The sequence below is a fragment of the Alteromonas sp. CyTr2 genome (assembly GCF_947311905.1).
Taxonomy (GTDB): domain Bacteria; phylum Pseudomonadota; class Gammaproteobacteria; order Enterobacterales; family Alteromonadaceae; genus Alteromonas; species Alteromonas macleodii.
Genome location: NZ_CAMZMZ010000012.1, coordinates 38,175 through 63,584, shown reverse-complemented (window position 1 = coordinate 63,584; position 25,410 = coordinate 38,175). Strand labels below are relative to the sequence as shown.

Annotated in this window: 19 protein-coding genes; 5 read left to right on the top strand and 14 right to left on the bottom strand. The window is 46.4% G+C overall.

The genetic code is table 11. The features are described from left to right. Nucleotides 1–59: 59 nt before the first annotated feature. Together QME20_RS08835 and QME20_RS08830 are read left to right on the top strand one after the other, a co-directional pair. Nucleotides 60–1,838, top strand: coding sequence for a DUF1566 domain-containing protein (locus QME20_RS08835; protein WP_281715803.1), 1,779 nt, complete (start codon nt 60–62; stop codon nt 1,836–1,838). A gap of 2 nt (nt 1,839–1,840) precedes the next feature. Continuing rightward, nucleotides 1,841–2,413, top strand: coding sequence for a DUF1566 domain-containing protein (locus QME20_RS08830; protein ID WP_080986373.1), 573 nt, complete (start codon nt 1,841–1,843; stop codon nt 2,411–2,413). 406 nt (nt 2,414–2,819) lie between these two features. Here the strand turns inward: QME20_RS08830 and QME20_RS08825 are convergent, their stop codons facing one another. Next, nucleotides 2,820–3,845: an IS110 family transposase gene (locus QME20_RS08825; RefSeq protein WP_014978185.1), complete on the bottom strand. Its 1,026-nt coding sequence runs from the start codon at nt 3,843–3,845 to the stop codon at nt 2,820–2,822. Between the two features lie 243 nt (nt 3,846–4,088). On the opposite strand from QME20_RS08825, the gene QME20_RS08820 reads away from it, so the two are divergent. Beyond that, the gene (locus QME20_RS08820; RefSeq protein ID WP_014978492.1) at nt 4,089–4,883 is read left to right on the top strand and encodes a YggN family protein; all 795 of its coding nucleotides are present in this window, start codon (nt 4,089–4,091) and stop codon (nt 4,881–4,883) included. Nucleotides 4,884–4,994: 111 nt separating this feature from the next. On the opposite strand, the gene hemW is transcribed toward QME20_RS08820, so the two are convergent. The 4 genes from hemW to QME20_RS08800 form a co-directional block, all read right to left on the bottom strand. Continuing rightward, complete coding sequence (hemW, locus tag QME20_RS08815) at nt 4,995–6,134, bottom strand: radical SAM family heme chaperone HemW (RefSeq protein ID WP_281715802.1); 1,140 nt, start codon at nt 6,132–6,134, stop codon at nt 4,995–4,997. Beyond that, nucleotides 6,127–6,729 carry an XTP/dITP diphosphatase gene (locus QME20_RS08810; RefSeq protein WP_014948475.1) on the bottom strand — a complete coding sequence of 201 codons (603 nt, stop codon included), beginning with the start codon at nt 6,727–6,729 and terminating at the stop codon, nt 6,127–6,129. Before QME20_RS08810 ends, hemW begins: the two co-directional genes overlap by 8 nt. 220 nt (nt 6,730–6,949) lie before the next feature. Continuing rightward, the gene (gene srmB, locus QME20_RS08805; protein ID WP_014948476.1) at nt 6,950–8,176 is read right to left on the bottom strand and encodes an ATP-dependent RNA helicase SrmB; all 1,227 of its coding nucleotides are present in this window, start codon (nt 8,174–8,176) and stop codon (nt 6,950–6,952) included. A gap of 150 nt (nt 8,177–8,326) precedes the next feature. Continuing rightward, nucleotides 8,327–9,505, bottom strand: a complete 1,179-nt coding sequence (locus QME20_RS08800) for a CCA tRNA nucleotidyltransferase (RefSeq protein WP_168532566.1) — start codon at nt 9,503–9,505, stop codon at nt 8,327–8,329. 219 nt (nt 9,506–9,724) lie between these two features. On the opposite strand from QME20_RS08800, the gene QME20_RS08795 reads away from it, so the two are divergent. Both QME20_RS08795 and QME20_RS08790 read left to right on the top strand, forming a co-directional pair. Beyond that, the gene (locus tag QME20_RS08795) at nt 9,725–10,636 is read left to right on the top strand and encodes an AAA family ATPase (protein ID WP_014948480.1); all 912 of its coding nucleotides are present in this window, start codon (nt 9,725–9,727) and stop codon (nt 10,634–10,636) included. Further along, nucleotides 10,629–11,924: a general secretion pathway protein GspB gene (locus QME20_RS08790; RefSeq protein WP_281715801.1), complete on the top strand. Its 1,296-nt coding sequence runs from the start codon at nt 10,629–10,631 to the stop codon at nt 11,922–11,924. The genes QME20_RS08795 and QME20_RS08790 overlap by 8 nt, the downstream gene beginning before the upstream one ends. A 110-nt stretch (nt 11,925–12,034) precedes the next feature. Here the strand turns inward: QME20_RS08790 and QME20_RS08785 are convergent, their stop codons facing one another. The 9 genes from QME20_RS08785 to mutS form a co-directional block, all read right to left on the bottom strand. Next, nucleotides 12,035–13,231 carry an HD-GYP domain-containing protein gene (locus tag QME20_RS08785; protein WP_281715800.1) on the bottom strand — a complete coding sequence of 399 codons (1,197 nt, stop codon included), beginning with the start codon at nt 13,229–13,231 and terminating at the stop codon, nt 12,035–12,037. Nucleotides 13,232–13,598: 367 nt separating this feature from the next. Next, complete coding sequence (leuD, locus tag QME20_RS08780; RefSeq protein WP_281715799.1) at nt 13,599–14,204, bottom strand: 3-isopropylmalate dehydratase small subunit; 606 nt, start codon at nt 14,202–14,204, stop codon at nt 13,599–13,601. 3 nt (nt 14,205–14,207) lie between these two features. Further along, the gene (gene leuC / locus QME20_RS08775) at nt 14,208–15,608 is read right to left on the bottom strand and encodes a 3-isopropylmalate dehydratase large subunit (RefSeq protein WP_168462615.1); all 1,401 of its coding nucleotides are present in this window, start codon (nt 15,606–15,608) and stop codon (nt 14,208–14,210) included. 9 nt (nt 15,609–15,617) lie between these two features. Beyond that, nucleotides 15,618–16,715 (bottom strand): 3-isopropylmalate dehydrogenase, encoded by a 1,098-nt coding sequence (leuB, locus tag QME20_RS08770; RefSeq protein ID WP_168462614.1) that lies wholly within the window; start codon nt 16,713–16,715, stop codon nt 15,618–15,620. Further along, a complete protein-coding gene (leuA, locus tag QME20_RS08765; protein ID WP_075176065.1) occupies nt 16,716–18,275 on the bottom strand; it encodes a 2-isopropylmalate synthase in 1,560 nt (519 codons plus the stop codon). A 450-nt stretch (nt 18,276–18,725) separates the two neighbouring features. Next, nucleotides 18,726–19,460: a hypothetical protein gene (locus QME20_RS08760; RefSeq protein WP_281715798.1), complete on the bottom strand. Its 735-nt coding sequence runs from the start codon at nt 19,458–19,460 to the stop codon at nt 18,726–18,728. 145 nt (nt 19,461–19,605) lie between these two features. Beyond that, complete coding sequence (gene eno / locus QME20_RS08755) at nt 19,606–20,898, bottom strand: phosphopyruvate hydratase (RefSeq protein ID WP_281715797.1); 1,293 nt, start codon at nt 20,896–20,898, stop codon at nt 19,606–19,608. A gap of 59 nt (nt 20,899–20,957) precedes the next feature. Next, a complete protein-coding gene (locus QME20_RS08750; RefSeq protein WP_168462612.1) occupies nt 20,958–22,589 on the bottom strand; it encodes a CTP synthase in 1,632 nt (543 codons plus the stop codon). A 156-nt stretch (nt 22,590–22,745) separates the two neighbouring features. Then, on the bottom strand, nt 22,746–25,367 hold the full coding sequence (mutS, locus tag QME20_RS08745) for a DNA mismatch repair protein MutS (RefSeq protein ID WP_281715810.1): 2,622 nt from the start codon (nt 25,365–25,367) through the stop codon (nt 22,746–22,748). Nucleotides 25,368–25,410 lie beyond the last annotated feature (43 nt).

The window sequence follows — 25,410 nt, the reverse complement described above, 5'->3', positions numbered from 1 at the left end:
ATCAAGTTTTTACTCGCACTGAGCATAGAACAGCGGCACAGAGTGCGATGGGAGTACGTATGCAATCAAGTTCGTCTTCATTTTCAAGCTACCTTCCTCGCACCGTAATACGCGGGCTTGCAGTTATTGGTGGTGCTTTCATTCTAGCAGCCTGCGGTGGTGGCGGAGGCGGAGATGGTGACTCTAGTGGTGGGGGATCTGGCAATGGCAACTTAGTTGTTAATGCAGGCGCTAACGCTACCGTAACGGAAGGCGTGATCTATTCACTAAGTGCACAAGTGAGTGGTGGTGATGGCACGTACACGTACAACTGGAGCGCTTCTCCATCGCTGACCATTACACATGAAGACACCAGCGCTTCTGCAGCGAGTTTCGTCGCGCCGTTAGTTAATAGCGCCACTGAATACACGCTTACCGTCTCGGTAAACGATCAAAGCGGTAATACGGCTAGTGACTTCACGGTAATTACTGTTGCGCCGGTAAACATAGCGCCGGAAGCAAGTATTGATGTGCCTGCGTGGGAAGGCCTTCCAGCAAATACTTTCCCAGGCGGTGTTGAAATTATTTTTGATGGCACGGGAAGCAGCGATACTGACTCATCTACGTCCGATGGCGAAATTGCCGATTATGTTTGGTCTCAAACCAGCGGCACTAACGTTATTACGGGGGTGGAAACGAACCTTTCTACCTTAACAATTACTACGCCTATCGCTAACGAGTCTCAGGAACTCACTTTTCAACTTGAAGTAACTGATAGCGAAGGTGCAACCGACGTAGACACAGTGACAATCTCAGTGCAGTCTGAAACCGAGACACTGCCTGTGGTTGATGCAGGCTTCTCGCAAGGCGTTTTCAGTGGTGAGGTGGTTATTTTGGATGGTGAAGCAAGCACCAGTATTCCCAGTGCTTTACCGCTTACTTATTCTTGGGAGCGCAGTAACAACGTTACATCTAACAATGGGACAAACACCGGAGTGGCAGCTCGCCCAGTAGATGACAACGATGCACTATCTACGTTTGCTATTGCCCCTTCCGTATCCACCGCGACTGTGGTGGCCTATACACTTACTGTAACAGACGCTAACAACAACAGTGTTGAAGACACCATTAACGTTAGAATACGCCCCATGCCGACGCCGCTATTGAACGACACGGGATTTTTGCAGCAAGCCACTAATAATGCGTTAACAGAGGCGCAGCAAAATGATTTTCCTGGCCAAGACGGACAACGCGGAGCTGATATTATTGAACAGAATGGCTTAATTGAAAAAGCTGGGCGTGGTAAAGCTGGCTTCGACTTTACCCGTTTAAATGCCAATGGCGACGAACAAGACGCCAGCGCAGATACGTGGTCGTGTGTTCGTGACAATGTCACCGGATTGGTGTGGGAAGTTAAAACTGACGATGGGGCATTTCAAGATAAAGACTACACCTATTCTTGGTACAGCGAAGAGGTAAATGGCGGTTTTGAGGGCGACCAGACAGGCGCGAATGCAACGTGCTTATTAACCAGCTGTAATACCTCTGCATATGTACAGGCGGTTAACGCACAGGGGCTGTGTGGTTTTTACGACTGGCGGCTACCTACTCACCATGAACTCTTTTCGTTAATGCATTTAGGCATTGCCGACGACGTGGCCATTGATGAAGATTACTTCCCTAACACCGGTGCAGTCTCTACCGAGCCCCTATGGTATTGGACCTCAGTGCCAAGTGCTGATGGGGTAAACAGTGATGATGCACAAAATGCATGGGCATTGGATTTTGATTCAGGTGTCGATAACTTTCTTAATAAGTCATCAGCGGCGCGTGTTCGTCTTGTAAGAGCAGGGAGATAGTCATGAGCAATAAAGTTAATAAATCCGCTCAACGCGTACTAAAAAGCGCAGTGCTAACTACACTCAAAATGGTTGCAACCTCGACGTTGCTTGCTAGTGCATCGCTTTCAGCTTTCGCCCAAGAGTGTCTGTCTGACGGACTAGAAACCACGCCCAACGATAATTTTGAAGCAGTGACTACCAGTACTTTGTTGGATACCACCACAGATTTAGTATGGAGACGATGTTCCGAAGGGCAAACTTGGGACGGCTCAACATGCAGTGGTGAAGCGGTGAAGTATACGTGGCAGCAGGCGCTACAACTTGCGCAGCAGGCGAGTAACGAAGACCTGCTAGGATGGCGCTTGCCCAACGTTAAAGAGTTGGCCACCTTAACGGAACGCGACTGCGTACGCCCGGCGATTAATAGCTCCCTTTTCCCAGCTACGCCTCCGGATGATTTTTGGACTTCTACCCCTTCGGCAGATGATCCAGACAGAGCCTGGGTTGTTGCGTTCTTTAATGCGAGCCATTCGATTAAAGAGAAAGACCGTTTCATTTACGTTCGACTGGTGCGCACCTACACCAACGAATAGGTGTAGATAAAGATCTACACCGCTTCGTATTAGTCTTTCGTCTAGTATCTGACCCTTAGACTTTTTATCAACAAAGCACGCTCTATAATGCGTGCTTTGTTTTTTTGGTTTGAACGTCAATTTTAAAGAAAATCGACACTCTTGCTTAGAGCCTGTATATGGTCTCCCCCATTATTGCAAGAGTAAACATGCTGTTTTGACTAAAATGGTTTGCGTCCGTATATCCGGCTTCTCGTTGAAGTATTTTCACTTCGAGCCTCGATGAACTTCGCCCATATCGTCCTTATCGTTGACACGGATTAAAATCCACAGGCCCTATCAGGTTTTCGATATGTCGGTTTAACCGTATTGTCATCACGTTATGTTTATTCAGCAATCCTTGGGAGTGAACTGGTTCATTATCAACTTAAGCGGTTGTCAACTCAGGCTGATAATCGCCACCTTGTGCTAATAGTGCCCAAGCTATTCGGGCCAACTTGTTAGCCAGTGCAACCGCGGCTTTGTTTCTCCCCCGCGTTTGCTCTATTCGCTTTATCCATTGAGACAATGGCGTCTCTTTATGTTTACTCACTCGCATGACAGCCCTGGCACCATGAATGAGTAAGGTTCTTAGATAGCTATCTCCACGCTTACTAATCCCTTGTAAATTATGCTTGCCCCCTGAGCTATGTTGTTTGGGTACCAGCCCCAGTGATGCTGAAACTGCCCGACCATTCTTAAACTCACTGCCATTGCCGATATGTTGATAAAGCGCACTGGCTATAATTGGACCAACTCCGGGAATACTTTGTAGCCGTCTACAAGCTTCGTGTTGGCTTAGTTGTTTAATTTTCTTTGTATACCAGTCCAGGTGCTCATCCAGCTCTACAAGCTTTTGATAGTGTCGCTCTAACAGTTCTTTGAACAATTCACTCAAACCATTTTCCACCTGCCGGTCAAATAATTTAGGCAGTGATTTATAGACATGACTTATGCCCACCGGAAGAATTATTCCGTACTCATTGAGCAATCCCCGTATTTCATTACTGTTGGCGGTTCTATCCCGCTCACATTTCTTACGCATCACGTGTAATGCCTGAATATCTTGTTGGGTTTGCGTTTTCGTTCGCACAAACCGCATCTCGGGGCGCACTACCGCTTCTGCTATCGCCAGCGCATCATTAAAGTCCGTCTTATTACCTCGCACATACGCTTTTACATGCTGTGGTGCGATTTGTTTTACCTGATGCCCATACTTCGCTATTTCTCTTGCCCAATAATGCGCACTGGCACATGACTCAACCCCCACCAAACAGGGTGGTAGCTCACTAAAAAAATGCAGTATCTGAGTTCGTCTCAACATTTTTTTTCGCACAATCTTGCCTGCCTGATTACAGCACACCACATGACTCACACTTTTTGCTAAATCCAGCCCAATCGTTGTAATATCCATTTGGGTCTCCTCACCTTGTTAACTTGATTGTTCAATTCCAAGTTTGGCACATTGCGATGCCGTTTGAGGGGGGAGACCATTCCATCGTTGACCTTTGGTGAATAACAAAAGTCTACAGGCCCTAGTATCAACCAGCGTTTTGAGTAGATTGATAATATCGACATGTTCAACCTGATTTTTAGCACGTTAGACTCATGATGGCTTTTTATTTCCCAGTAAGCTAGCCACAATGTTGGTATGAAAATGATATCGAGCCTTAAGGCTGCCCTTTTTACAATTTGTTTATTCGCTGGACTTAGCACATCGGCGCAGGCTGAATATACCTGTAATATCGATTTTGCTTACGGTATTGCCGTTAATAACGAACAGCTTCGCGTAATGGATAAAACCCGCACCGTAGTCCAGATTAATGACCAAAACCAGCTTTTTGTAGGTGGACGTTGGCAAACCTTGAATGAGCAAGAACGGCAGTGGCTAGAAGAGTATTCTTCAGGGTTACACTATGTAGTACCAAAAATGATTATTTTGGCCACCGAAGGTGTAGATTTAGCTATTGATACCATTGAGCATGTTTACCTAGGCTTAGTAGGCAGTGATCACGACAGCTATGAGCGTTTGAATGCTGCTATGAAGCGTGTTCAAAACCGCGTGAAAGATAAATTCAGGCATGCCAGTAATCATTATTTTATCGGCCCTGGATCACTGGAAAGCGTTGATGAATTCGTGGATAGTGAAATTGAAGCACAGCTTGAGGAAGCAATTTCTACCTCAGTAGGCGGTATATTATCGGCGATCAGTGGTATCAACACTGGAAGTGGCGAAGTAAATCAAGAGAAAGTAGCGGAAATTACTCGTCAGCTTAATAATGTGGGTGAGCACCTTGATGTAGGTGATAAAGCTACGACATTGCGTAAAAAGGCAGAGTGGTTTTGTGAAAAGCTCAAACGCTTAGATATAGCGGAAGAAAACCTTCGAGCAAGTGTGCCTGCTTTCAAGCCTTACAATATCATTACGCGACATGATAAGAGTGAGAACTAGTTGAAATAAGTAATACGTGTACTAATTTTGGTTAAAGACAGATTAAGACAGAAAAGCCTGCGTGAGCAGGCTTTTTTGATCTAACTTTTTGGTTGACTCAAAAGGGCAAGATTACACGAAACACGACAGTAGAGAATTGAGATATCTACGTCCTTTAGCAGTTACCTGCCAGTGACTACCTGAAATAGAAAGCAGCCCTTGGTGATGAGCATCAGACAGTGCGCGTTTAACGTCATCCGTTAACTCAGTACCTGTGAAGTCACTAAAATCACTCATCGGGCAAGGCTCAACTAAACGAAACCTATTCATAAAAAACTCAAACGGTAGGTCGTCTGCACTAACCAGCGTTTGCGTATCTAAATACGGGCGGCTCATTTCCATATAGCCTCTTGGATGCTTCACTTTAACGGTACGATGAATTGTGCCGTTAGCGGCATCGGTAATCTTCCCGTGCGCACCGCATCCAATACCTAAGTAATCGCCAAAACGCCAGTAATTCAGGTTATGGCGGCATTGGTGCCCAGCTTTGGCGTAGCCTGAAATTTCGTACTGGTGATAGCCTGCACGCTCTAAGAGGCTGTGGCCTTTTTCCTGTATTTCCCACAGGATGTCGTCGTCTGGCAGTTCTGGCGGCTTTGAATAGAAAGGCGTGTTTGGCTCGATGGTAAGCTGGTACCACGACAAGTGGTAAGGCGTGAGCTCAATGCCTTGCTTCAAATCTGCCATAGCATTCTCTACGCTTTGTTCAGGTAGACCATGCATGAGATCTAAATTAAACGTAGGTAGCCCTGCGCTGTGTGCTTGTTTTACCGCATTTTCAGCTTGGCTCTCATCGTGGATACGGCCTAGCACTTTTAAATGCTTAGGCTGGAAACTCTGAATGCCCACCGATATTCGGTTTACGCCTGCCTGATAAAAGCCCGCAAACTTACCTGCCTCAACGGTACCTGGATTGGCTTCCATAGTGATTTCAGCAGTGTCGCTTAAATTAACCCGCTGTTTAACGCCGCTTAAGATGTCAGCCATGGCTTCGCTCGAAAACAAACTGGGCGTGCCACCGCCTATAAAGATTGTCTCGACAGGGCGGTCGCCAATGCGTTTGGCATCAATGGCTAAATCGTCCAGCAGGTGCGCCACATATTCTTTCTCGGGTAAATCAGATTTAAGCCCGTGAGAGTTAAAATCACAGTACGGACACTTTTGAACACACCAAGGAATGTGGATATAAAGGCTAAGCGGTGGATTACGCAAAAGTCGCTCTCATATTATCAAGCAAAATCGCTAAGGCGTTGCCGCGATGGCTAATACGGTTTTTTTCGGCTTTCTCCAATTCTGCCGCAGTGCAGCCATGAGTTGGCACGTGAAATACCGGGTCGTAACCAAAACCGTCGTTACCAGAGCGAGCAGTTAAAATTTCGCCTTGCCATTTACCTTGGCTAACTAATGGTACTGGGTCGTCAGCATGGCGCATAAACACTAATGTACAGAAGAAATGCGCTTTACGCTGGGTTTCGCCATCTAGGGCAGCTAATAGCTTGTCGATATTGGTGTCATCAGTTGCATCAGCGCCAGCATAGCGGGCTGAATAGATACCGGGTGCACCGCCAAGGGCGTCGACTACTAAACCTGAGTCGTCAGCAATAGCAGGGAGGCCTGTTACTTGTGCCGCATGACGCGCTTTAATAATGGCATTTTCAACGAATGTTGTACCTGTTTCAGGCACATCAGATACACCTAATTCTTTTTGCGCCACAACGTCTACGCCGTAATCTGCAAATAAGGATGCAAACTCTCGCACCTTGCCTTGATTACCTGTGGCTAAAACAATTTTTTCTGGGAATTTCATTGTGCCAGACTCCTCGTTTTTTCTTTGCTCCTGAAATAAGCTCGAGCACATTCATCGGGTTACTTTAGGTTATTCAGGACGAAGGTTGGGAGTGGTTTGAGCAAACCCTCTGCCGCAGGGATGCGGCAGCGGAGCGCACATGGATGTGTTTACCGCGTGTTTGCGAAAGCCACTCCCAACCTTCGGCCATCGCATCGCTCACCCTCTACGTGCTCGAGTTTTACTTTTTCTTTTTAGGCTTAGCTTTTGCCTTGGCTTTGTCTTTGGCCTTTACTTTTTTCTTTTTCGGGCCAATTTTAGGCGTTTTGTTTTTGGGGCGTAGCTCGTCAATAACGCGAGCTTTAAGTGGTTCGCCCATGTAACGTGCGGTTTTGGCTACCATGTCAAAATCGTGGGCCTCAACCAAAGATATTGCAGTACCTTTGGCGCCAGCGCGGCCGGTTCTGCCAATGCGGTGAACATAAACGTCGGCTTTGCGCGGCATGTCGAAGTTAATAACATGGCTCACGTTAGGCACATCAATACCGCGGGCAGCAACATCCGTTGCCAGCAAGATAGGTACTTCACCACTTTTGAAACGGGCTAGCGCTGCAATACGTTTGTCTTGTGGCATTTCACCCTGTAGCCAGCACACTGGAATATCTTTCGAGGCTAAGAAGTCCTTAAGCATTTGCAGGCGTTCGCGGGTTTTCACAAACACAACCGCTGACGTCGTTGTTTCTTGCTTCAAAATATTCACCAGCAATGCTTGCTTGTGATTCATGTCGTCAGCAAGGTGATACCACTGATGAATTTTGTTCTTCTCTTTGCGCGATGGGTTCGCTTCAATCACTTCAGGATTGTTAAGAATATCATGAGCGAAAGTCTTAACGCCTTTGCCTTCAAGCGTGGCAGAGAACAATAGGTTTTGCTTGCGCCAGCGCGCTTCGGCAGCAATTTGGTTAACTACCGTTGAGAAACCCATATCCAACATGCGGTCAGCTTCATCAAGAATTAAACACTCGATATCACGGCAATCTGCGGCTTCTTTTTCGATATGCTCAAGCAAACGACCTGGCGTGGCCACAAGAATATCGAGATTCTTGCTTAAGGTTTCTTTATCGGTACCGTAGTTAATACCACCGGTTATTACCCCGCACACAATTTGTGTATGCTTTGTTATGGCTAGGGCTTGTTCGTAAACCTGTAGCGCTAACTCGCGGGTAGGCGTTAGGATCAAAATACGTGTAGCACCAGGCTGTCTGCGCGGATAATCAAGTAAAAACTGGCATGCAGGCAATAAGAAAGCGGCTGTTTTACCAGTACCTGTAGGAGCAGAGGCCAAGATATCTCGTCCATCCAACGCATGCGGGATAACCAGTTCTTGAATGCTAGTTGGAGTTTCAAACCCCATATCGGCAGCTGCGTGACACAGTGCTTCGTCTAATTCGAGTTCTTCGAAAGTCATAGTATAAAAAACGCTCTAAATGAATGGGGCGTATTGTAGCATTGCTATACCAAAACATTGAGAAAAACTGGCGTTAAATTCGCACACCGTAGGTAAATATACATTGTGGTTTGAGGTTACCTACAATATCAGGGAAAGAGGACATCTAATCTAATCAGTAATCGAGGCAACAGCGGATAGCTTTGCTCGGTTAAGCGCGTCTTTTATTTCAGGGCCTTTAACGCCGGTGGCAATGATATCTTGCACGTTCACTTGGTTGGCGGCTGCTAATGCATTTTCAATGCGCTTTTGTTGGTGTTGCCAATCTACGCCCTTGTTATGAGCATAAGGCGCAAAAGCGCTAAGTAATAATGTGAAACGTTCCTCTCTACGCCACGCATCACAGCTATTGAACAAGGCAAGTAAATCGGCGGGCGAGTTTTGCGCGTTCAAAAGAAAGCCTTTGAATTTGCAGGCAAGGCTGACGATTTCACTAACTTGGTTTTGCACTTTAAGCCGACTGCATAACTGTTTCGCTTCTTCCTCACTGAGGTGAGTGAGCAGGGCAGTAAACCTTGTTATCAGCCTAGCGGTTTCTGAATCGCTACTTTCAGGTAATGGGGTTTCTGAACCCGTGTATTTAACAACGCTTTCGTTTTCAGCCTTTTCTAGTGCTACCGCCGTTTTTAACGTTTCCAGAGCAGTATCTACGTTTCTTTCAAGCTCAGTAAACCAGTCATTGAGGCCATGGGCTTGGTTTAATACAGTGAAAAAAACATGCGGTGTTTTCTCTAAAAGACTGCGCTTTGTTTCTTGCCATACCCGCTCTGCACTTAGCGTGCTTAGCTCGCCGCTTTGCGCCATAGACTGCATAAGAGCCATGGTTTCAGTGGCGATAGTAAACCCCAAATAAGCATAGCGGGTGGCAAACCGAGCAACGCGAAATACGCGTAAAGGGTCTTCACTAAAGGCTTCAGATACGTGGCGAAGTAGGCGGTTTTCTAAATCTTTTTTACCACCATAGGGGTCGATAAGGTTTCCAAGGTTGTCTTGCGCTATCGCGTTAACGGTAAGGTCCCTGCGTAACAAATCTTCTTCTAACGTGACCGAGCTCGACGCATCGCATACAAAACCGGTGTAACCTTTTCCTGACTTACGTTCTGTACGTGCAAGTGCGTATTCTTCCTGTGTTTTAGGGTGTAAAAAAACAGGGAAGTCTTTGCCTACTTGGGTAAAACCTTGGCTGAGCATTTCTTCCGGCGTGGCGCCCACCACGACATAGTCGCGTTCAACAACCTTTCTGTTTAACAGTGCGTCACGCACTGCGCCACCAACGAGATATATTTGCATGCTCTTCCAACGATTTTTTAGTCAGTAATACTTTTTAGATTGGGAATATATCGACTTTTGACGTGTAACGAAAATCAACCTTCCCAAGGTAACAGAGGCGCAGTATAGCAATGTTACAAATAAAATTCGTAGCCACATCGTTATGCGCTTTCACTTCAAGGTTGCGTCTGGTAGTTTAATCGTCGTTAAAAATTAAAACAGATAGGCGCTTCAGCAACCATGTATTTGAACTACTTCGGGTTAAATGACAATCCTTTTTCGATTGCGCCTAACCCCGATTATTTGTATATGAGCCCAAGGCACAAAGAGGCTTTGGCCCATTTGACCTTTGGCCTCAGAGAAAGCGGTGGTTTTGTAATGCTCACCGGAGAAGTGGGCACGGGAAAAACAACGGTATCGAGAAAACTGTTGCAGCAGCTACCCGATAATACGCAGGTAGCCATGATTTTGAATCCTACCTTATCCGCCCTTGAGCTGTTAGCAACGGTTTGTGATGAGCTAGGCTTGGCTTATACACCTGAAAAAGCAAGCCTTAAGTATTTCACCGATTTGATTTTGTCCAAGTTAGCAGAGAATCATCAGTCAGGCATGAATACGGTACTAATGGTTGATGAAGCGCAGCATCTGTTGCCCGAAGTACTAGAACAACTTCGTTTATTGACCAACCTAGAAACGAATCGTGAAAAGCTGTTAAAGGTGGTATTGATAGGTCAGCCTGAATTACAGCAGTTGTTAAAGCGTAACGAATTACGTCAGCTGGCTCAACGCATTACCGCTCGTTATCATCTGCTGCCCTTAACTGCGCCTGAAGTTAGTGCTTACATAGCACACCGCTTAAGCGTGGCTGAAGGTGATATCAGTATTTTCAGTAAGTCTACATTGCGTGCGGTGCATCAAATTACTGGTGGGATTCCAAGGGTAATTAATTTGCTGTGCGACCGAGCGTTAACCTTATCTTTTACTAAGCAGCATGCGGTTGTGCAAAAGCCTATATTCTTGGCCGCGGCAGAGCAAATTCTAGGTGAAGATGTTGTCAGTCAGCGCGTGCAAAGCCAGCGTAAATGGTATCTCGCATCGGCGTTTGTTTTGGCCATCATATTCGGCTACGGGTTAGGGAGTTTGTATGTCTAATATCGTTGCCATTGAAAATTTAATGCCCGGTATGGTGATTGTTCAAATTACCAAGCAAAATGGGCCAGTTAAAATTAGAAAGTCGGGTTTAGTGACAAGCGATGCTATGGTGCAGGGCTTGTCTGAAATGGGCGTGCAAGAGGTAGAAATAGATCCTGAGCAAACCGTGGAAATAGCGCCGACAGTTCATCATAGAACTCAGACCCAAGCTTTGCTTCGGGGCGAGCACGACACTACCGCCAAATTTGATAAATCCCTTAACGAGCAGTTTAATCGAAGCTTGTTTTTACCCACAGTAGAAGGGCTTCCGTCAGCATGGAAGCTTTACACCAAGCAAGTTGCGCTTTTTGCCGTCGTTATTCTTGGTGGTTTATGCATTGGCTTTTCCGCCGCTACGGCAAAACGCTGGTGGCCAATGCTAACTGCACCCGCTTCTGTACCGGTGGCAGACTCTGAAAGCTCAGTTTCACAGGTTGAAGCAAGCGGAGGCGCTTCAGCGCTTACCACCACGCAAAGTAGTAATGAAGCACCAGGCGCTTCAAGCAACAAAAGTGAACAGGTATCTTCTAACATTCAGGGAAGTGGGCAAAGCGCAGGTTTAAATGAAACTGCTAACACAGCGGTAAATGCCAACGTTAGTAACGGCGGTGCAGCTCAGCAAGGCACGCAAGCGAGCGCTATGGTAAATAACCAGTCTGTTGGCAACTTAGCTGCAACGCAAAATACTGATTTAGGTGCAGTTCCAAATACAAACCCGATCACAAATACAAACCCAACAGGTACTCAGAATCGCTACAATAACGACGTGTCCCAACGTTCTGGCGCCGAGCCAAGTAGTGGATATGAGCGTAGCTCTTCAATGGATACAAGACAAACTGAGACTTCAGGGAATTATGAAGGGAAAGTATTAAATGAAGCTGCGTCTCAATCTGACGTATCCGTGTCACCAGAACTCATGGCCCGTTTTAATGCTGCCGTTGAAGCGCTAGACTCAAAGGCGGAGGATAATACACCTGCCGAAGCGCAAACAAGGGTGACGGTTAAAGACGAATTACCCCGTGTAGATCAGTTACCCGTTCGCTTGTTAACACGACTTCCTACCATGAACTTTAGCGCGCATATGTATGCGTCTCGTCCTGCCGATAGGTGGGTTAGAGTCAATGGCCGTCAAATAGGTGAGGGCGACTGGATTGCTGATAGAGTGCAAATCGTCAATATTGAAGCGCAACGTGTGGTGCTTGCTTTCGAAGATGAGATTTTTACTATGGCAGCATTAACCGATTGGTAATTACTATTTGTTAGTTCAAAAAACACTAACAAGAGACCCGTCCTAAGCTAGGTTGACAGTTTTTAGGCCAGCTCTAGTAGCTGGCCTTTTCGCTGGTTAAACTGTGTTTTCTACAGCGGCATCTGATTGATGAAAACGTCTTTAAAGAATTTTGGCAAGTTCAAACTAAACTCTTCGGGGCGAACGCCTGACACAATCTCATCGTCGTACTGACTTAAATCAACGCGCTTAACTTCATTGAAGTGCTGCGACGTAACGCTGTAAAAGGTCATAACGTGAGGGCTTACGGGGTCTTTTGGGTTGATTTTGCTAACAATACCTAATTTACCGCTCTTTAACCTCACCAAGGAGCCAACAGGGTGCACGCCAATACACTGGATAAATTGTTTTACCAATTCTTGGTCTAAGTTCTCTGTCGCAGTTAGTCGCTTTAGCGCTTGAGTAGGCGTGATACTGTTTTTGTGAGTACGGTTAGATGTCAAGGCATCGTAAGCATCCACAATGGCAGCAATACGCGCGAACTCTGAGATTTCGTCACCAACCAATCCTCTCGGGTAGCCGCTTCCATCAACGCGCTCGTGGTGCTCTTCAATGATGCGTAGCGATAGGTCAGAAATATCGCCACACTGTTCAACTAGGTTTGCACCAATTTCAACGTGGGTTTTCATCACTTCCCAATCATCACTGGAAAATTCCCCTGTGTTATTGCGAATTTCATCTGGCAGCAAAGACATGCCGATATCCATTAATAGGGCACCTAAACTCACTTGGTCTGTGGTATCTCTGTCATAGCCAAGAAACTCACAGAAAATGCCGCTTAGTACACTGCAATTAATACTGTGCTCAAGAAGGTACTGGTCGGTATCCTTGATCATAGTCAGGCAGCTCAGCGCATCTTTATTATCAAATATACTTTCGATCAGGCTTTGCGACAGCGACTCCAAGGGAGACAAATCTTTTACCGTCCCATTTTTAAGTGACTTTAAAAAGCCGCTTTGAATGGCAATTGCGCTGCTGTAAAGCTCGTTGGCTTCGTTAATTGAATCACGACCCACTGACCTAACAACCGGTTTAGTCACTACAGGCTCTTTTTCTTTAGCTGGCTCGGGTGGCACAGCTGGCTCGGGCAGCTTAGATTTCGCAAGATCTACTTCGACGCTTAAAATACCTTTCGATTTTAGACTATCAATAATGGCTTGGGTTTTCACAATGCCTTTAGAGCGCATTTTAAGTGAACCTGTTTGTTCAAGTACTTGATTGACGTACATTCCTGGCTGCAAACCATCAATGGGTACCTGTTCTAGCATTATCTCTCCTGTGAGGCACAACGTTGCCATAGCCTTCAATTACAATAGAAACGAATAGTACGATATTTCAGTGAAAAAAGTGAGGAGTTTACTAGTCTTTATTATAGCTAGAGTCGGCGAATATAGGATTAACGAATTCGTGAGAAAACGTGTGACGTGTATGAGAAAACGCGTGACGTGTAAATGTGCCTAGAAGTTGCTTATAGTTCAAATCAGGTGAACTGATATTCTCCATGCGGTTTGGTACTAGGCGTCTTGATACGAAGTTAAGGTGAAGGCATAGATGAGAGAAATGAACAGGGTGCCATCTCGCGACAGCACCCATGTGTTATGCTAGGGCTTTGTTAAGCGCTAAAGCCCCACGCTTTTACAACCACGCGGGCTGTTTATCTTCGAAGGCTTCTATAGCACTTGTGAGTTCAAGCGTTTGACCGATAGCATCTAAGCCTTTAATAAGGTTGTTTTTGTGATGCTCAGCAATATCGAAGCTGAAGCTTGTATCGTTAAAACTTACTGTTTGCGCTGGAAGATCAACGGTGATCTTAGTTGCTGGGTCTGCCTTCACTGCAGCAAACAAAGCGTCCATTTGCTCGCTTGATAATGCCACAGGCACTAGCTGATTATTAATGCAGTTGCCGTAAAAAATATCAGCAAAGCTGGTGGCAATAACCGTTTTGAACCCAAAGTCGGCAAGTGCCCACGGCGCGTGTTCCCGGCTTGAACCACAACCAAAGTTTTCGCGAGCTAGCAACAGACTCGCACCTTTGTACTCAGGCTTATTAAGCGAAAACGCTGGGTTTGGCTCTTTCTCTTCTAAATCCAAATAACGCCAGTCGTGAAACAAATGTTTGCCGTAGCCAGCACGTGTTACGCCAGTTAGAAACTGTTTTGGAATAATTTGGTCGGTATCGACATTGGCCTGATCAAGCGGCGCAGCAATGCCTGTGTGTTGTGTAAAACCTTGTTCAGACATAAGTTACTCCTGATAATCTCTAACGTCAGCAAAGCGACCGGTAATTGCAGCAGCGGCAGCCATTGCTGGGCTTACCAAGTGAGTGCGCGCACCACGGCCTTGACGGCCTTCAAAGTTACGGTTACTGGTAGAGGCACATCTATCGCCTGCCACTAGCTTGTCGTCATTCATACCAAGGCACATAGAGCAACCTGGCAAACGCCACTCAAAGCCAGCATCGATAAAGATTTTATCTAAGCCTTCTGCTTCAGCTTGGCGTTTAACGTTACCCGACCCTGGAACGACAATCGCAGTCACTGAATCGGCGACTTTACCGCGCTTGGCGATTTGTGCCGCTGCGCGCATATCTTCAATACGACCGTTGGTACATGAGCCGATAAATACGTGGTTTACTGCAACGTCAGCAAGCTTTTCACCGGGTTTTAACCCCATATACTCTAGTGCTTTTACCGCGCTTTCTTTTTCAATCGGGTCGCTGAAATCTTCAGGAGCAGGTACCGGTGTGTTTACGCCAATAACCTGGCCTGGGTTGGTGCCCCACGTAACCTGAGGAGCGATATCTGCCGCTTCAAGTTCAACCACAGTGTCAAAGGTTGCGCCCTCTTCGGTATAAAGGGTTTTCCAATAAGCGACAGCGTCTTCCCAGTCTTGACCCTTAGGTGCGTATTCGCGGCCTTCAAGGTAAGCAAATGTTGTTTCATCTGGTGCAACAAGGCCAGCTTTCGCGCCAGCTTCAATACTCATGTTACACACAGTCATCCGCTCTTCCATGCTCAAACCGCGGATAGCTTCACCTGCGTATTCGATGACATGGCCAGTAGCGCCAGCGTGGCCAATTTTGCCGATAATGGCAAGAATGATGTCTTTTGCGGTAATACCGACAGGAAGCTTGCCATTTACGTTGATAAGCATGCTTTTCGCGCGGCTTTGTTTCAACGTTTGCGTGGCCAATACATGCTCTACCTGAGAGGTGCCAATACCAAATGCCAGCGCACCAAATGCACCGTGGGTTGCAGTGTGTGAGTCACCACACACCACCGTCATACCAGGCTGAATTAGACCTAATTCAGGGCCCATAACGTGCACAATACCTTGCTTCTGGTGGCCCACTGGAAATAGCTGAATGCCGTGTTCTTCACAGTTTTTTGCCAAGGTTTGTAGCTGAAGCGCATTCGCCGGACCACAGGCATCAATTGCCAATGAACGGGTTGAAATGCTGTGATCCATGGTGCCAACCGTGCGATCAGGGCGTCGTACTTTACGGCCTTTTTCATTAAGGCCAGCGAATGCCTGAGGTGACGTCACTTCGTGAATTAGGTGACGGTCGATATAAATTAAGCTGTCTTCACCGATTTGGTCAATAATGTGGGCTTGCCACACTTTGTCATATAAGGTCTTGGCCATGAGGTTGTTTTACTCCTGCGCCATTAATTGTTTAACGATTTCATTGCCTACTTGCGACGTGCTTGCCGCTTGGCTGCGTTTATCTGCAGGTAATAACTCGCCCGTAAGTACTCCTGCTTCTAGCGTTGCCACTACTGCCTTTTCAATTGCGTCGGCAGCATCATTCAAGTTCATGCTGAAACGCAGCATCATGGCGGCCGATAAAATTTGTGCGATAGGGTTAGCAATGCCTTGGCCTGCAATATCTGGGGCCGAACCGCCTGCTGGCTCATAAAGGCCAAAGCCTTCCTCGTTCATGCTTGCCGATGGCAACAAGCCCATAGAGCCCGTCATCATAGCGCATTCATCAGAAACGATATCGCCAAAAAGGTTTGAACACAGCATCACATCGAACTGCGCTGGGTTCTTCATTATTTGCATAGTGGCGTTGTCTATATAGATGTGGTCTAGCTCTACATCTGGATAGTCTTTTGCGACTTCTTCAGCAATTTCACGCCATAAGCGGCTGGTTACCAGTACGTTGGCTTTGTCCACCGACGTCACTTTGCCGCGACGCTTCTGTGCTGCTTCAAACGCTGCAATAGCAATACGGCGAATTTCACGTTTACTGTAGCGCATAGTGTCATACGCGAACTCTTCTTCGCCTTCACCTTCTCGGCCCTTAGGCTGACCAAAGTAAATACCGCTGGTTAGCTCACGCACAACTAAAATGTCTACGCCTGATTTGGCAATGTCTTCACGAAGGGGAGACAGGCTTTCAAGGCCCGGATAAATGCGAGCTGGGCGCAAGTTGCTGAACAGGTCAAAATGACTGCGAAGGGTAAGTAGTGCGGCACGCTCAGGACGTTGCTCTAACGGCAAGGTGTCCCACTTAGGGCCACCGATACTGCCAAACAAGATCGCATCGGCTTGCTCACAGCCCAAAAGCGTTTTTGAGGGTAGCGCTTCGCCTTCAGTATCAATGGCGTAGCCACCTACAGGATATGCAGTACGGTTGAGGGTGACGTTAAACTTCTTTTCAACAGCATCTAAAACCTTATTGGCTTCCTGCATAACTTCTGGGCCGATACCGTCTCCGGCTAATACGGCAATTGAATACTGGCTCATTTAAACTCCTGCAACGCGTTCTTGTTGATTTTTTTGCTGATCAATTTGATCGGCTAAATATGTGTTGTTTAATACAAAGATAAGGGCTTTAACGCCGGCTTCCACAATATCTGTAGCCAAGCCGATTCCATGGAAACGACGGCCTTTATATGTAGCGATAACGCTCACTTGCGCCAAAGCGTCGGCACCTTCACCTTTTGAATCTAGTTTAAAGTCGACAACTTCTAGATCTTCGTGACCTAGTATAGACATGATGGCCTTATAAGCCGCATCTACCGGGCCGTTTCCAATGCTAGACTGGGTAATTTCTTCAGTGCCCACTTTCATTTTAACGGTGGCGCTTGGAATAATTTCACGCCCTGAATTCGCTTGAAGATAAAGCAACTGGAAGTGTGCTTGGTCGTGCTTTTGCTTATCGAAGAACAACAAGGCTTCAAGGTCGTAATCGTATACTTGGCCTTTTTTATCCGCTAACTTTAAGAATGCGTCATACACCGCTTCTAAGTCATAGTCTTCGGTTTTATAGCCAAGTTCGGTTAAGCGATGCTTAATCACATGACGGCCAGAACGTGACGTTAAGTTTAGGTTGTTCTTATTAATACCCACACTTTCTGGAGTCATAATTTCATAGGTATTTTGCGCTTTTAAGACACCGTCTTGGTGAATACCAGATGAATGGCTAAACGCATTCGCGCCAACAATGGCCTTGTTTGATTGAACTGGCATGTTACAAAGCTGGCTGACTAGCTTAGATGTGCGCGATATTTCGGTAGAATTAATGTTAGTTTCAAAGCCCAACATATTCTTACGGGTTTGCAAGATCATAGCAATTTCTTCAAGTGATGCATTACCAGCACGCTCGCCAATACCGTTTATCGTACATTCAACCTGTCTGGCACCTTGCTCAACAGCTGCTAATGAATTTGCTACCGCTAAGCCCAAGTCGTTGTGACAATGTACTGAAATGGTTGCTTTATCGATATTTGGAACGCGATTAAACAATTGCTGAATAATACCGCCAAACTCTGTAGGTGTTGTGTAGCCTACGGTGTCCGGAATATTTACCGTGGTCGCGCCAGCGCTAATCGCTGATTCAACCATTCGGCATAGGTAATCAATATGGGTACGCCCCGCATCTTCACAGGAAAACTCTACATCGTCAGTATACTTACGTGCATGTTTCACCGCGGCTACGGCCATATCTACAATTTCATCTTGTGATTTGCGAAGCTTCGCACCTACGTGAATCTCTGACGTTGCGATGAAGGTGTGAATTCTGAATTGCTCAGCAACGCTTAATGCTTGTCCGCATGCATCAATATCACCCGGCAATGCGCGAGATAGGCCACAAACGATAGAGTTCTTAACTTCTTTGGCAATCATTTGTACAGAGCGAAAATCACCGGGTGAAGAGACAGGAAAGCCTGCCTCAATGATGTCAACGCCTAACCGTTCGAGCGCCAGGGCGATCTGCAGTTTCTCTTTGGCACTTAGACTTGCAGGTAAGGCCTGCTCGCCGTCTCGCAATGTGGTATCAAAGATCTTCACTTGATTTGTCATGACGCTCTCTCAGTTGAATAGTTAAAAAAAAACCCGTGCTTGGCACGGGTTTTTGTGAAATTAAATCGCTGGTCGCAATCTACCCGTGCAGTCTGGCTGCCATAAGGAGTAGAGATAGAAGAAGGAAACGAATACGCATTTGTTGTTGTTTCTTTGCTGACCAAGTTGATAGCGACAATGTACCCATGTGGCATGAAGAGGTCAACCATTGTTTACAATAATGAGTATATTTTTCGTGTATAAATACTTCCTTTTAATTATTTAGGATATGTGTCCTAACGATCTCGGTCTGAGAGCAACGAAACCAGTAGCTACAGCCATTTATGAGGGGGGGATTTACTATAGATGATGTTGGTTAGGATGTTTGTACTAAATTTGGCTGTAGAGATGCAAAAGATATTGTGGTTTTTTATGCGGGCATACTGGGTTTTTATTCTTTCCGAGGCTTTGTTACCTATTAAACAGCGTAAAGTTCTTCCAGTTGATTTGAGTAGATAAGCGCATTTCGCGAAGGGATAAGGCACGTGGTGAACGCTTGGATTTAAAGCTCCATGCGTGGCCACAGCATGCAGCGGTCATTATCGCCTTTGAAGGCCGCAGCAGTATTTTGTTTTGAACTGAAAGTGCCGTGGCCGCTTCCATTTCATCGCGTAGTGGGGTTGAAGAAATGCACTCCCCTGTATTAGCAAACCATCCATTTTTGTTCAGATGGAGCTGGGTATTGTCTTGGTTTACCATGTCAATGGAATCAAGCTCAATGTGAGAGCCTTCCATATTTAAAATTAAAACAGGTACAACAAGACCATACCTAGCGTTTTTTCTATACCACGCTTCTCGCTTTTCTACATCGTCTAAATGATTAATGCCGGGGCACTTTGCAGATTGCTTGGCATACCAACTTCCATTATGGGTATCTGTTTTTAGCGGGGATGGATTGTTTGCGATGCCATTACTAATCATATATCGAGCAATAGCTTTCACGTGATAAGGAAGCCCGCCCATTCGACGCTTAATCAGCGATAGGTTTTTTATCTCGCTATGAGCTAGAGAGACGATTTCTCTTTCATACAGAGCGGTACATATTTCATTGAATTGAGGGTGGCTTCCGCCGAGTTCACCAGCTTCACTGAAAAAGCCAACTTGGGAGTTGGGTATAGAGTGGGAAAGTTTGTCGCTTGAAGCCATCGGGATTATCAAATACCTGTCTAAAGTCTTTTAACCCTAGCAAGATTAGGCGCTTGTTGCTACATGGTTTCATTAAACAAGGCGAAAAATAGACATAAAAAAGCCGCTATGTAAAGCGGCTTTTCATCATTGTTTCAAGCTTAAATTATTGACCTTTGATTTCGCTACGGCCTTTGTAAATTGCAGCGTCACCTAGTGCTTCTTCAATACGAAGTAATTGGTTGTACTTAGCAACGCGGTCAGAACGGCATAGTGAACCCGTCTTGATTTGACCCGCCGCTGTACCTACTGCTAGGTCGGCAATAGTGGCGTCTTCAGTTTCACCAGAACGGTGAGAGATAACTGCTGTAAAGCCCGCATCTTTTGCCATTTTAATAGCGTTAAGGGTTTCAGTTAGTGAACCGATTTGGTTGAACTTGATAAGGATTGAGTTACCAATACCGTTATCAATACCGCGCTTAAGAATTTTAGTGTTAGTTACAAACAAGTCGTCACCAACTAGCTGTACTTTGTCGCCAATCTTCTTAGTTAGGCTTGCCCAGCCGTCCCAGTCGCTTTCGTCCAGGCCGTCTTCAATAGATACAATTGGGTATTGTGAAGAAAGGTCAGCAAGGTAATCGCCAAACGCTTCTGAATCGAAGCTCTTGTCTTCACCAGATAGTACGTATTTGCCTTCTTTATAAAATTCAGACGCCGCGCAGTCTAGTGCAAGGGTGATGTCTTCATCCATTTTATAGCCAGCGTTTTCAACGGCTTCTACGATTACTGCAAGCGCTTCAGCGTTTGAGCTAAGGTTAGGTGCAAAACCACCTTCGTCGCCAACTGCCGTGTTAAGGCCTTTAGCAGAAAGTACTTTCTTAAGTGCGTGGAAGATTTCAGCACCCATACGTAGTGCTTCTTTAAAGCTCTTCGCGCCAACAGGCTGTACCATGAACTCTTGAATGTCTACGTTGTTGTCAGCGTGCTCACCACCGTTGATGATGTTCATCATAGGTACTGGCATAGAGTATTGGCCAGATGTACCGTTTAGGTCTGCAATGTGCTCGTAAAGCGCTACGCCTTTTTCCGCTGCAGCCGCTTTAGCTACAGCAAGAGAAACTGCAAGAATTGCGTTCGCACCAAGGGTTTCTTTGTTTTCTGTGCCATCAAGGTCAATCATGATGCCGTCGATATCAGCTTGCGCTAGTGCGTCTTTGCCGATAAGCGCTGGCGCGATGGTATCGTTAACTGCTGCAACTGCCTTTGTTACACCTTTACCTAGGTAACGAGACTTGTCGCCGTCGCGTAGCTCTAGTGCTTCGCGGCTACCAGTAGAGGCACCAGATGGTGCTGCAGCACGGCCCATTACGCCTGATTCTAAGTATACATCTGCTTCTACGGTAGGGTTTCCGCGTGAATCTAAGATTTCGCGTCCGATAATGCGACTAATTTTCGCCATGTTTTTTCCTCAACAATTGAATGGGGTGCAACGGGAGAGAGCACCCCTTTTATTAGAAATTAGTGATTTTCTTTCTGGTATTTTCCTGCCGCAGCAACGAAACCAGTGAATAATGGGTGTCCATCCCGAGGAGTTGATGTGAACTCAGGGTGGAATTGGCCCGCAATGAACCAAGGATGATCAGGGATTTCCACCACTTCTACAAGTCGCTTGTCAGTGGACAAACCACTTACTTTCAATCCCGCAGCTTCAATTTGGTCGCGCAGGTTATTGTTCACTTCATAACGGTGACGGTGACGCTCATAAATTTCGGCATTACCATACATCTCATGAACTTTTGTACCTTCAATAAGGTGGCAAAGCTGGCTGCCTAAGCGCATAGTTCCGCCAAGATCTGAGTTTTCAGTGCGAGTTTCAGTTGTACCGGCTGCGTCTAACCACTCAGTGATAAGGCCGACTACAGGGTAAGGGGTTTCAGAGTCAAACTCTGTGCTGTTCGCGTTTTTCATACCCGCAACATTACGAGCGAATTCGATAAGTGCTACCTGCATACCTAAGCAAATGCCAAGGTAAGGGACTTTGTTTTCACGGGCATAACGCGCAGCAGCAATTTTGCCTTCTATACCGCGCTCACCAAAGCCGCCAGGTACTAAGATAGCATCTAGTTGTTCTAGAATTTGGGTACCTTTGCTTTCCACGTCTTGTGAGTCAATGTGGTGGATGTTCACAGTTAGACGGTTTTTAAGGCCAGCATGCTTAAGCGCTTCATTAACAGACTTATAAGCGTCAGGTAATTCAACATACTTGCCTACCATGCCAATGTTAACTTCTGCAGTAGGGTTTGACTCTGCGTAAAGTACTTGTTCCCACTCAGATAAGTCGGCTTCTTCACACTCAAGACCGAAGCGGTCTACAACTAGCTGATCCATGCCTTGTGCTTTAAGTGCAGCAGGGATGCGGTAAATGCTGTCTACGTCTTTCAAAGAAATAACGGCTTTGTCAGCAACGTTTGTGAATAGGGCGATTTTCGAGCGCTCACTGGCCGGCAATGCACCTACTGAACGACAAACGAGAATATCTGGCTGAATACCAATAGAGCGAAGCTCTTTTACCGAGTGCTGCGTAGGCTTAGTTTTTACTTCACCTGATGCTGGCATATAAGGTACTAGCGTTAAGTGCATGAACATAGCGCGTTCACGACCTACTTCGGTACCTAGCTGACGAATTGCTTCCAAGAAAGGTTGTGACTCGATGTCACCTACGGTTCCGCCCACTTCAACAATAGCTACATCATGACCTTCAGCACCTTCAATTACGCGGCGCTTAATTTCATTGGTGATATGAGGGATAACCTGAATTGTTGCACCAAGGTAATCACCGCGACGCTCGCGCTTTAATACTTCTTCATATACACGGCCGGTAGTGAAGTTGTTGCGCTTGGTCATGCGGGTGCGAATAAAACGCTCATAGTGACCAAGATCAAGGTCGGTCTCAGCGCCGTCATCGGTAACAAATACTTCACCATGCTGGATAGGGCTCATAGTGCCTGGGTCGACATTGATGTAAGGGTCGAGTTTTAACATGGTTACGGTGAGACCGCGAGCTTCCAGAATTGCGGCCAACGATGCTGCAGCAATACCTTTACCTAGCGATGAAACTACACCACCGGTGACGAAAATATAATTTGTCATGCGAAACCTAGAACGTTTGGGTTGTATGGTAAATATAGGCTGAGTTTAGAACAAAACCAGCTACACTTTGGACGGGGCGATAGTATACGCAAATTCATGTGGGCAGACAATCAATTTGCCCACATGATGCGCAATTTATACGCGCTTAAGCTTGCTTTAAGACTGGCTCAGGCGCTTAAGTGTGTAGATAAGGTCTAGCGCTTGGCGCGGTGATAGCTCATCGGGTGACAAGTTTTCAAGGGCTTCTACAACCGGGTGCGGCTTATCAGGAAATAGCATTTCAGCTTGGCCTTTGGTATTTGATGTGGCTTTACCTGATGCGCTTGTTTTATTTGCACCTTTTACCGAGCTCTTCGCTACAAAAGCCTCGTCGTTGGCGTTCTCTGTTTCATCTTCCGTGCTGGTCATAAGGTGTGATGATTCCAACACCGCAAGCTTCTGTTGCGCCGCTTTTATTACCGCCTTAGGTACGCCTGCAAGTTGGGCAACTTGTAAACCAAAGCTTTTGCTCGCCGCGCCTTCTGACACGGTATGCATGAAGCGTATGGTATCTTCAAACTCCATCGCGTCTAAGTGCACATTCACTACGCCACTTTGGGTTTCTGGAAGTTCAGTAAGTTCGAAATAATGCGTGGCAAAAAGCGTATAAGCATTTAGCTGTTTTGCCAAATAACTCGCGCATGCCCACGCCAGAGACAATCCATCATAGGTACTGGTGCCACGGCCTATTTCATCCATTAATACCAGAGAGTTTTCTGTGGCATTGTTGAGAATGTTCGCTGTCTCTGTCATCTCAACCATAAAGGTAGAGCGACCTGAGGCTAAGTCATCTGATGCACCAATGCGGGTAAAGATACGGTCAAGCTTTCCTATGTGGGCGTTTTCAGCAGGTACAAAGCTACCAATACAGGCTAGTAACGCAATCAGCGCTGTTTGACGCATGTAAGTTGATTTCCCGCCCATGTTCGGGCCAGTAATAATTAGCATGCGGCGCTCGGTATCTAGCTGTAGCGGGTTGGCAATGAAGGGGTCTTTCATTACATTCTCAACCACAGGATGGCGGCCGGCATCATAAGTAAGCGCACATTCTTGACTCAAGTGAGGTCGATACCAATCAAGGGAGACTGCGCGTTCGGCAAAACAGCACAGCACGTCGAGCTTGGCTAGCGCCGCGGCAGTTTCAATTAAGTTGTTTAAGTGCGGCGCAAAGTTGTCGAATAAGGCTTCGTAAAGCTGCTTTTCAAGAGCAAGTGCAGCACCCTGACTGCTTAGCACTTTATCTTCGTGCTCTTTAAGTTCTGGCGTTATATAACGTTCAGTGTTTTTAAGGGTTTGTCTTCGAATATATTCAGCGGGCGCCAATGCACTGTTCGCCCGGCTAATTTCAATAAAGAACCCGTGAACTTTGTTATAGCCCACTTTTAGCGTAGAAATGCCGGTGCGCTCGCGTTCACGCTGTTCCATAGCGTCTAAGTAGTCGGTAGCTCCTTGTGATAGCTTGCGCAATTCATCAAGTTCGGCGTTGTAGGCCTCGGCAATCACGCCGCCATCCCGTATTACCACTGGCGGGTTATCGATAATGGCATCATTTAACAGAGCTTGAAGCTCAGGGTAAGTGCCAATGGTTTCGCTGATACTTCTGATTTGGCCTGTGTCGAATCGCGCTAGGGCATCTTGTAAATCAGGCAGCGCATTAAACGCATTTTTTAGGCGAGCAAAGTCCCGTGGCCTGGCTGAACGAAGGGCTAAGCGCGCCATAATACGTTCTATATCACCAATGTGCTTTAACGCGGTGCGAATATCTTCAGGGTCATCATTAATAAACGTTTCAACAGCATCTAAACGGCTGTGCAGCTCATGCTGGTCGGTTAAAGGCGAGTGAATAACCCGCTGTAGCATACGACTACCCATGGCCGTAGTGGTGGTATCCATCACGCTGAACAGCGTATTTACCTGTCCGCCCGACAAATTATGGGTAAGTTCTAGGTTTCTGCGGGTGGCAGCATCAAGCTGAACGCGGCTGTCTTGCTGTTCGGTCTGAATGCGGCGAATGTGAGGCAGAGCAGTGCGCTGGGTATCTTTTACATATTGTAAAACGCAGCCCGCTGCGCCTAAGCCTTTTGTGACGCCTTTTATTCCAAAGCCATCTAATGTTTTGGTTTCAAACTGTGCGTTTAATTGCTCTGTGGCGGTATCAATGTCGAATTCCCATTCAGGACGGCGTCTAAGTCCTTTGCGGTTTTCAACCAATGCTAAGCTTTCAAATCCTTCAGGATAGAGCAGTTCAGCTGGGTTAATGCGCTGAATTTCAGCAAGTAGGCTTTCATCGCTGTCACATTCAAACACAACAAAACGACCACTTGTAACATCTAGGGTTGCCAGCCCATAGTGCATACTGTGACCACAAACGGCGGCCAGAATATTGTCGCGACGTTCTTCTAACAGCGCTTCGTCGGTGACTGTACCGGGCGTAACAATGCGTTGTACTGCGCGTTCAACAGGGCCTTTACTGGTGGCTGGGTCGCCTACCTGTTCACAAATGGCTACTGACTCGCCCATTTTCACTAAGCGTGACAGATAGCTTTCTACCGCATGATAAGGCACACCAGCCATAGGAATAGGTTCACCACCAGATTTTCCTCTGGCTGTTAATGAGATATCCAGTAATTCAGCAGCTTTTTTGGCATCGTCGTAAAACAACTCATAAAAGTCGCCCATGCGATAAAACAGTAAAATATTCGGATGCTGCGCCTTAATAGTCAGGTATTGGCGCATCATAGGAGTATGTGATTCCAAAAAATGCCTCTGCGAATTTGTTGCT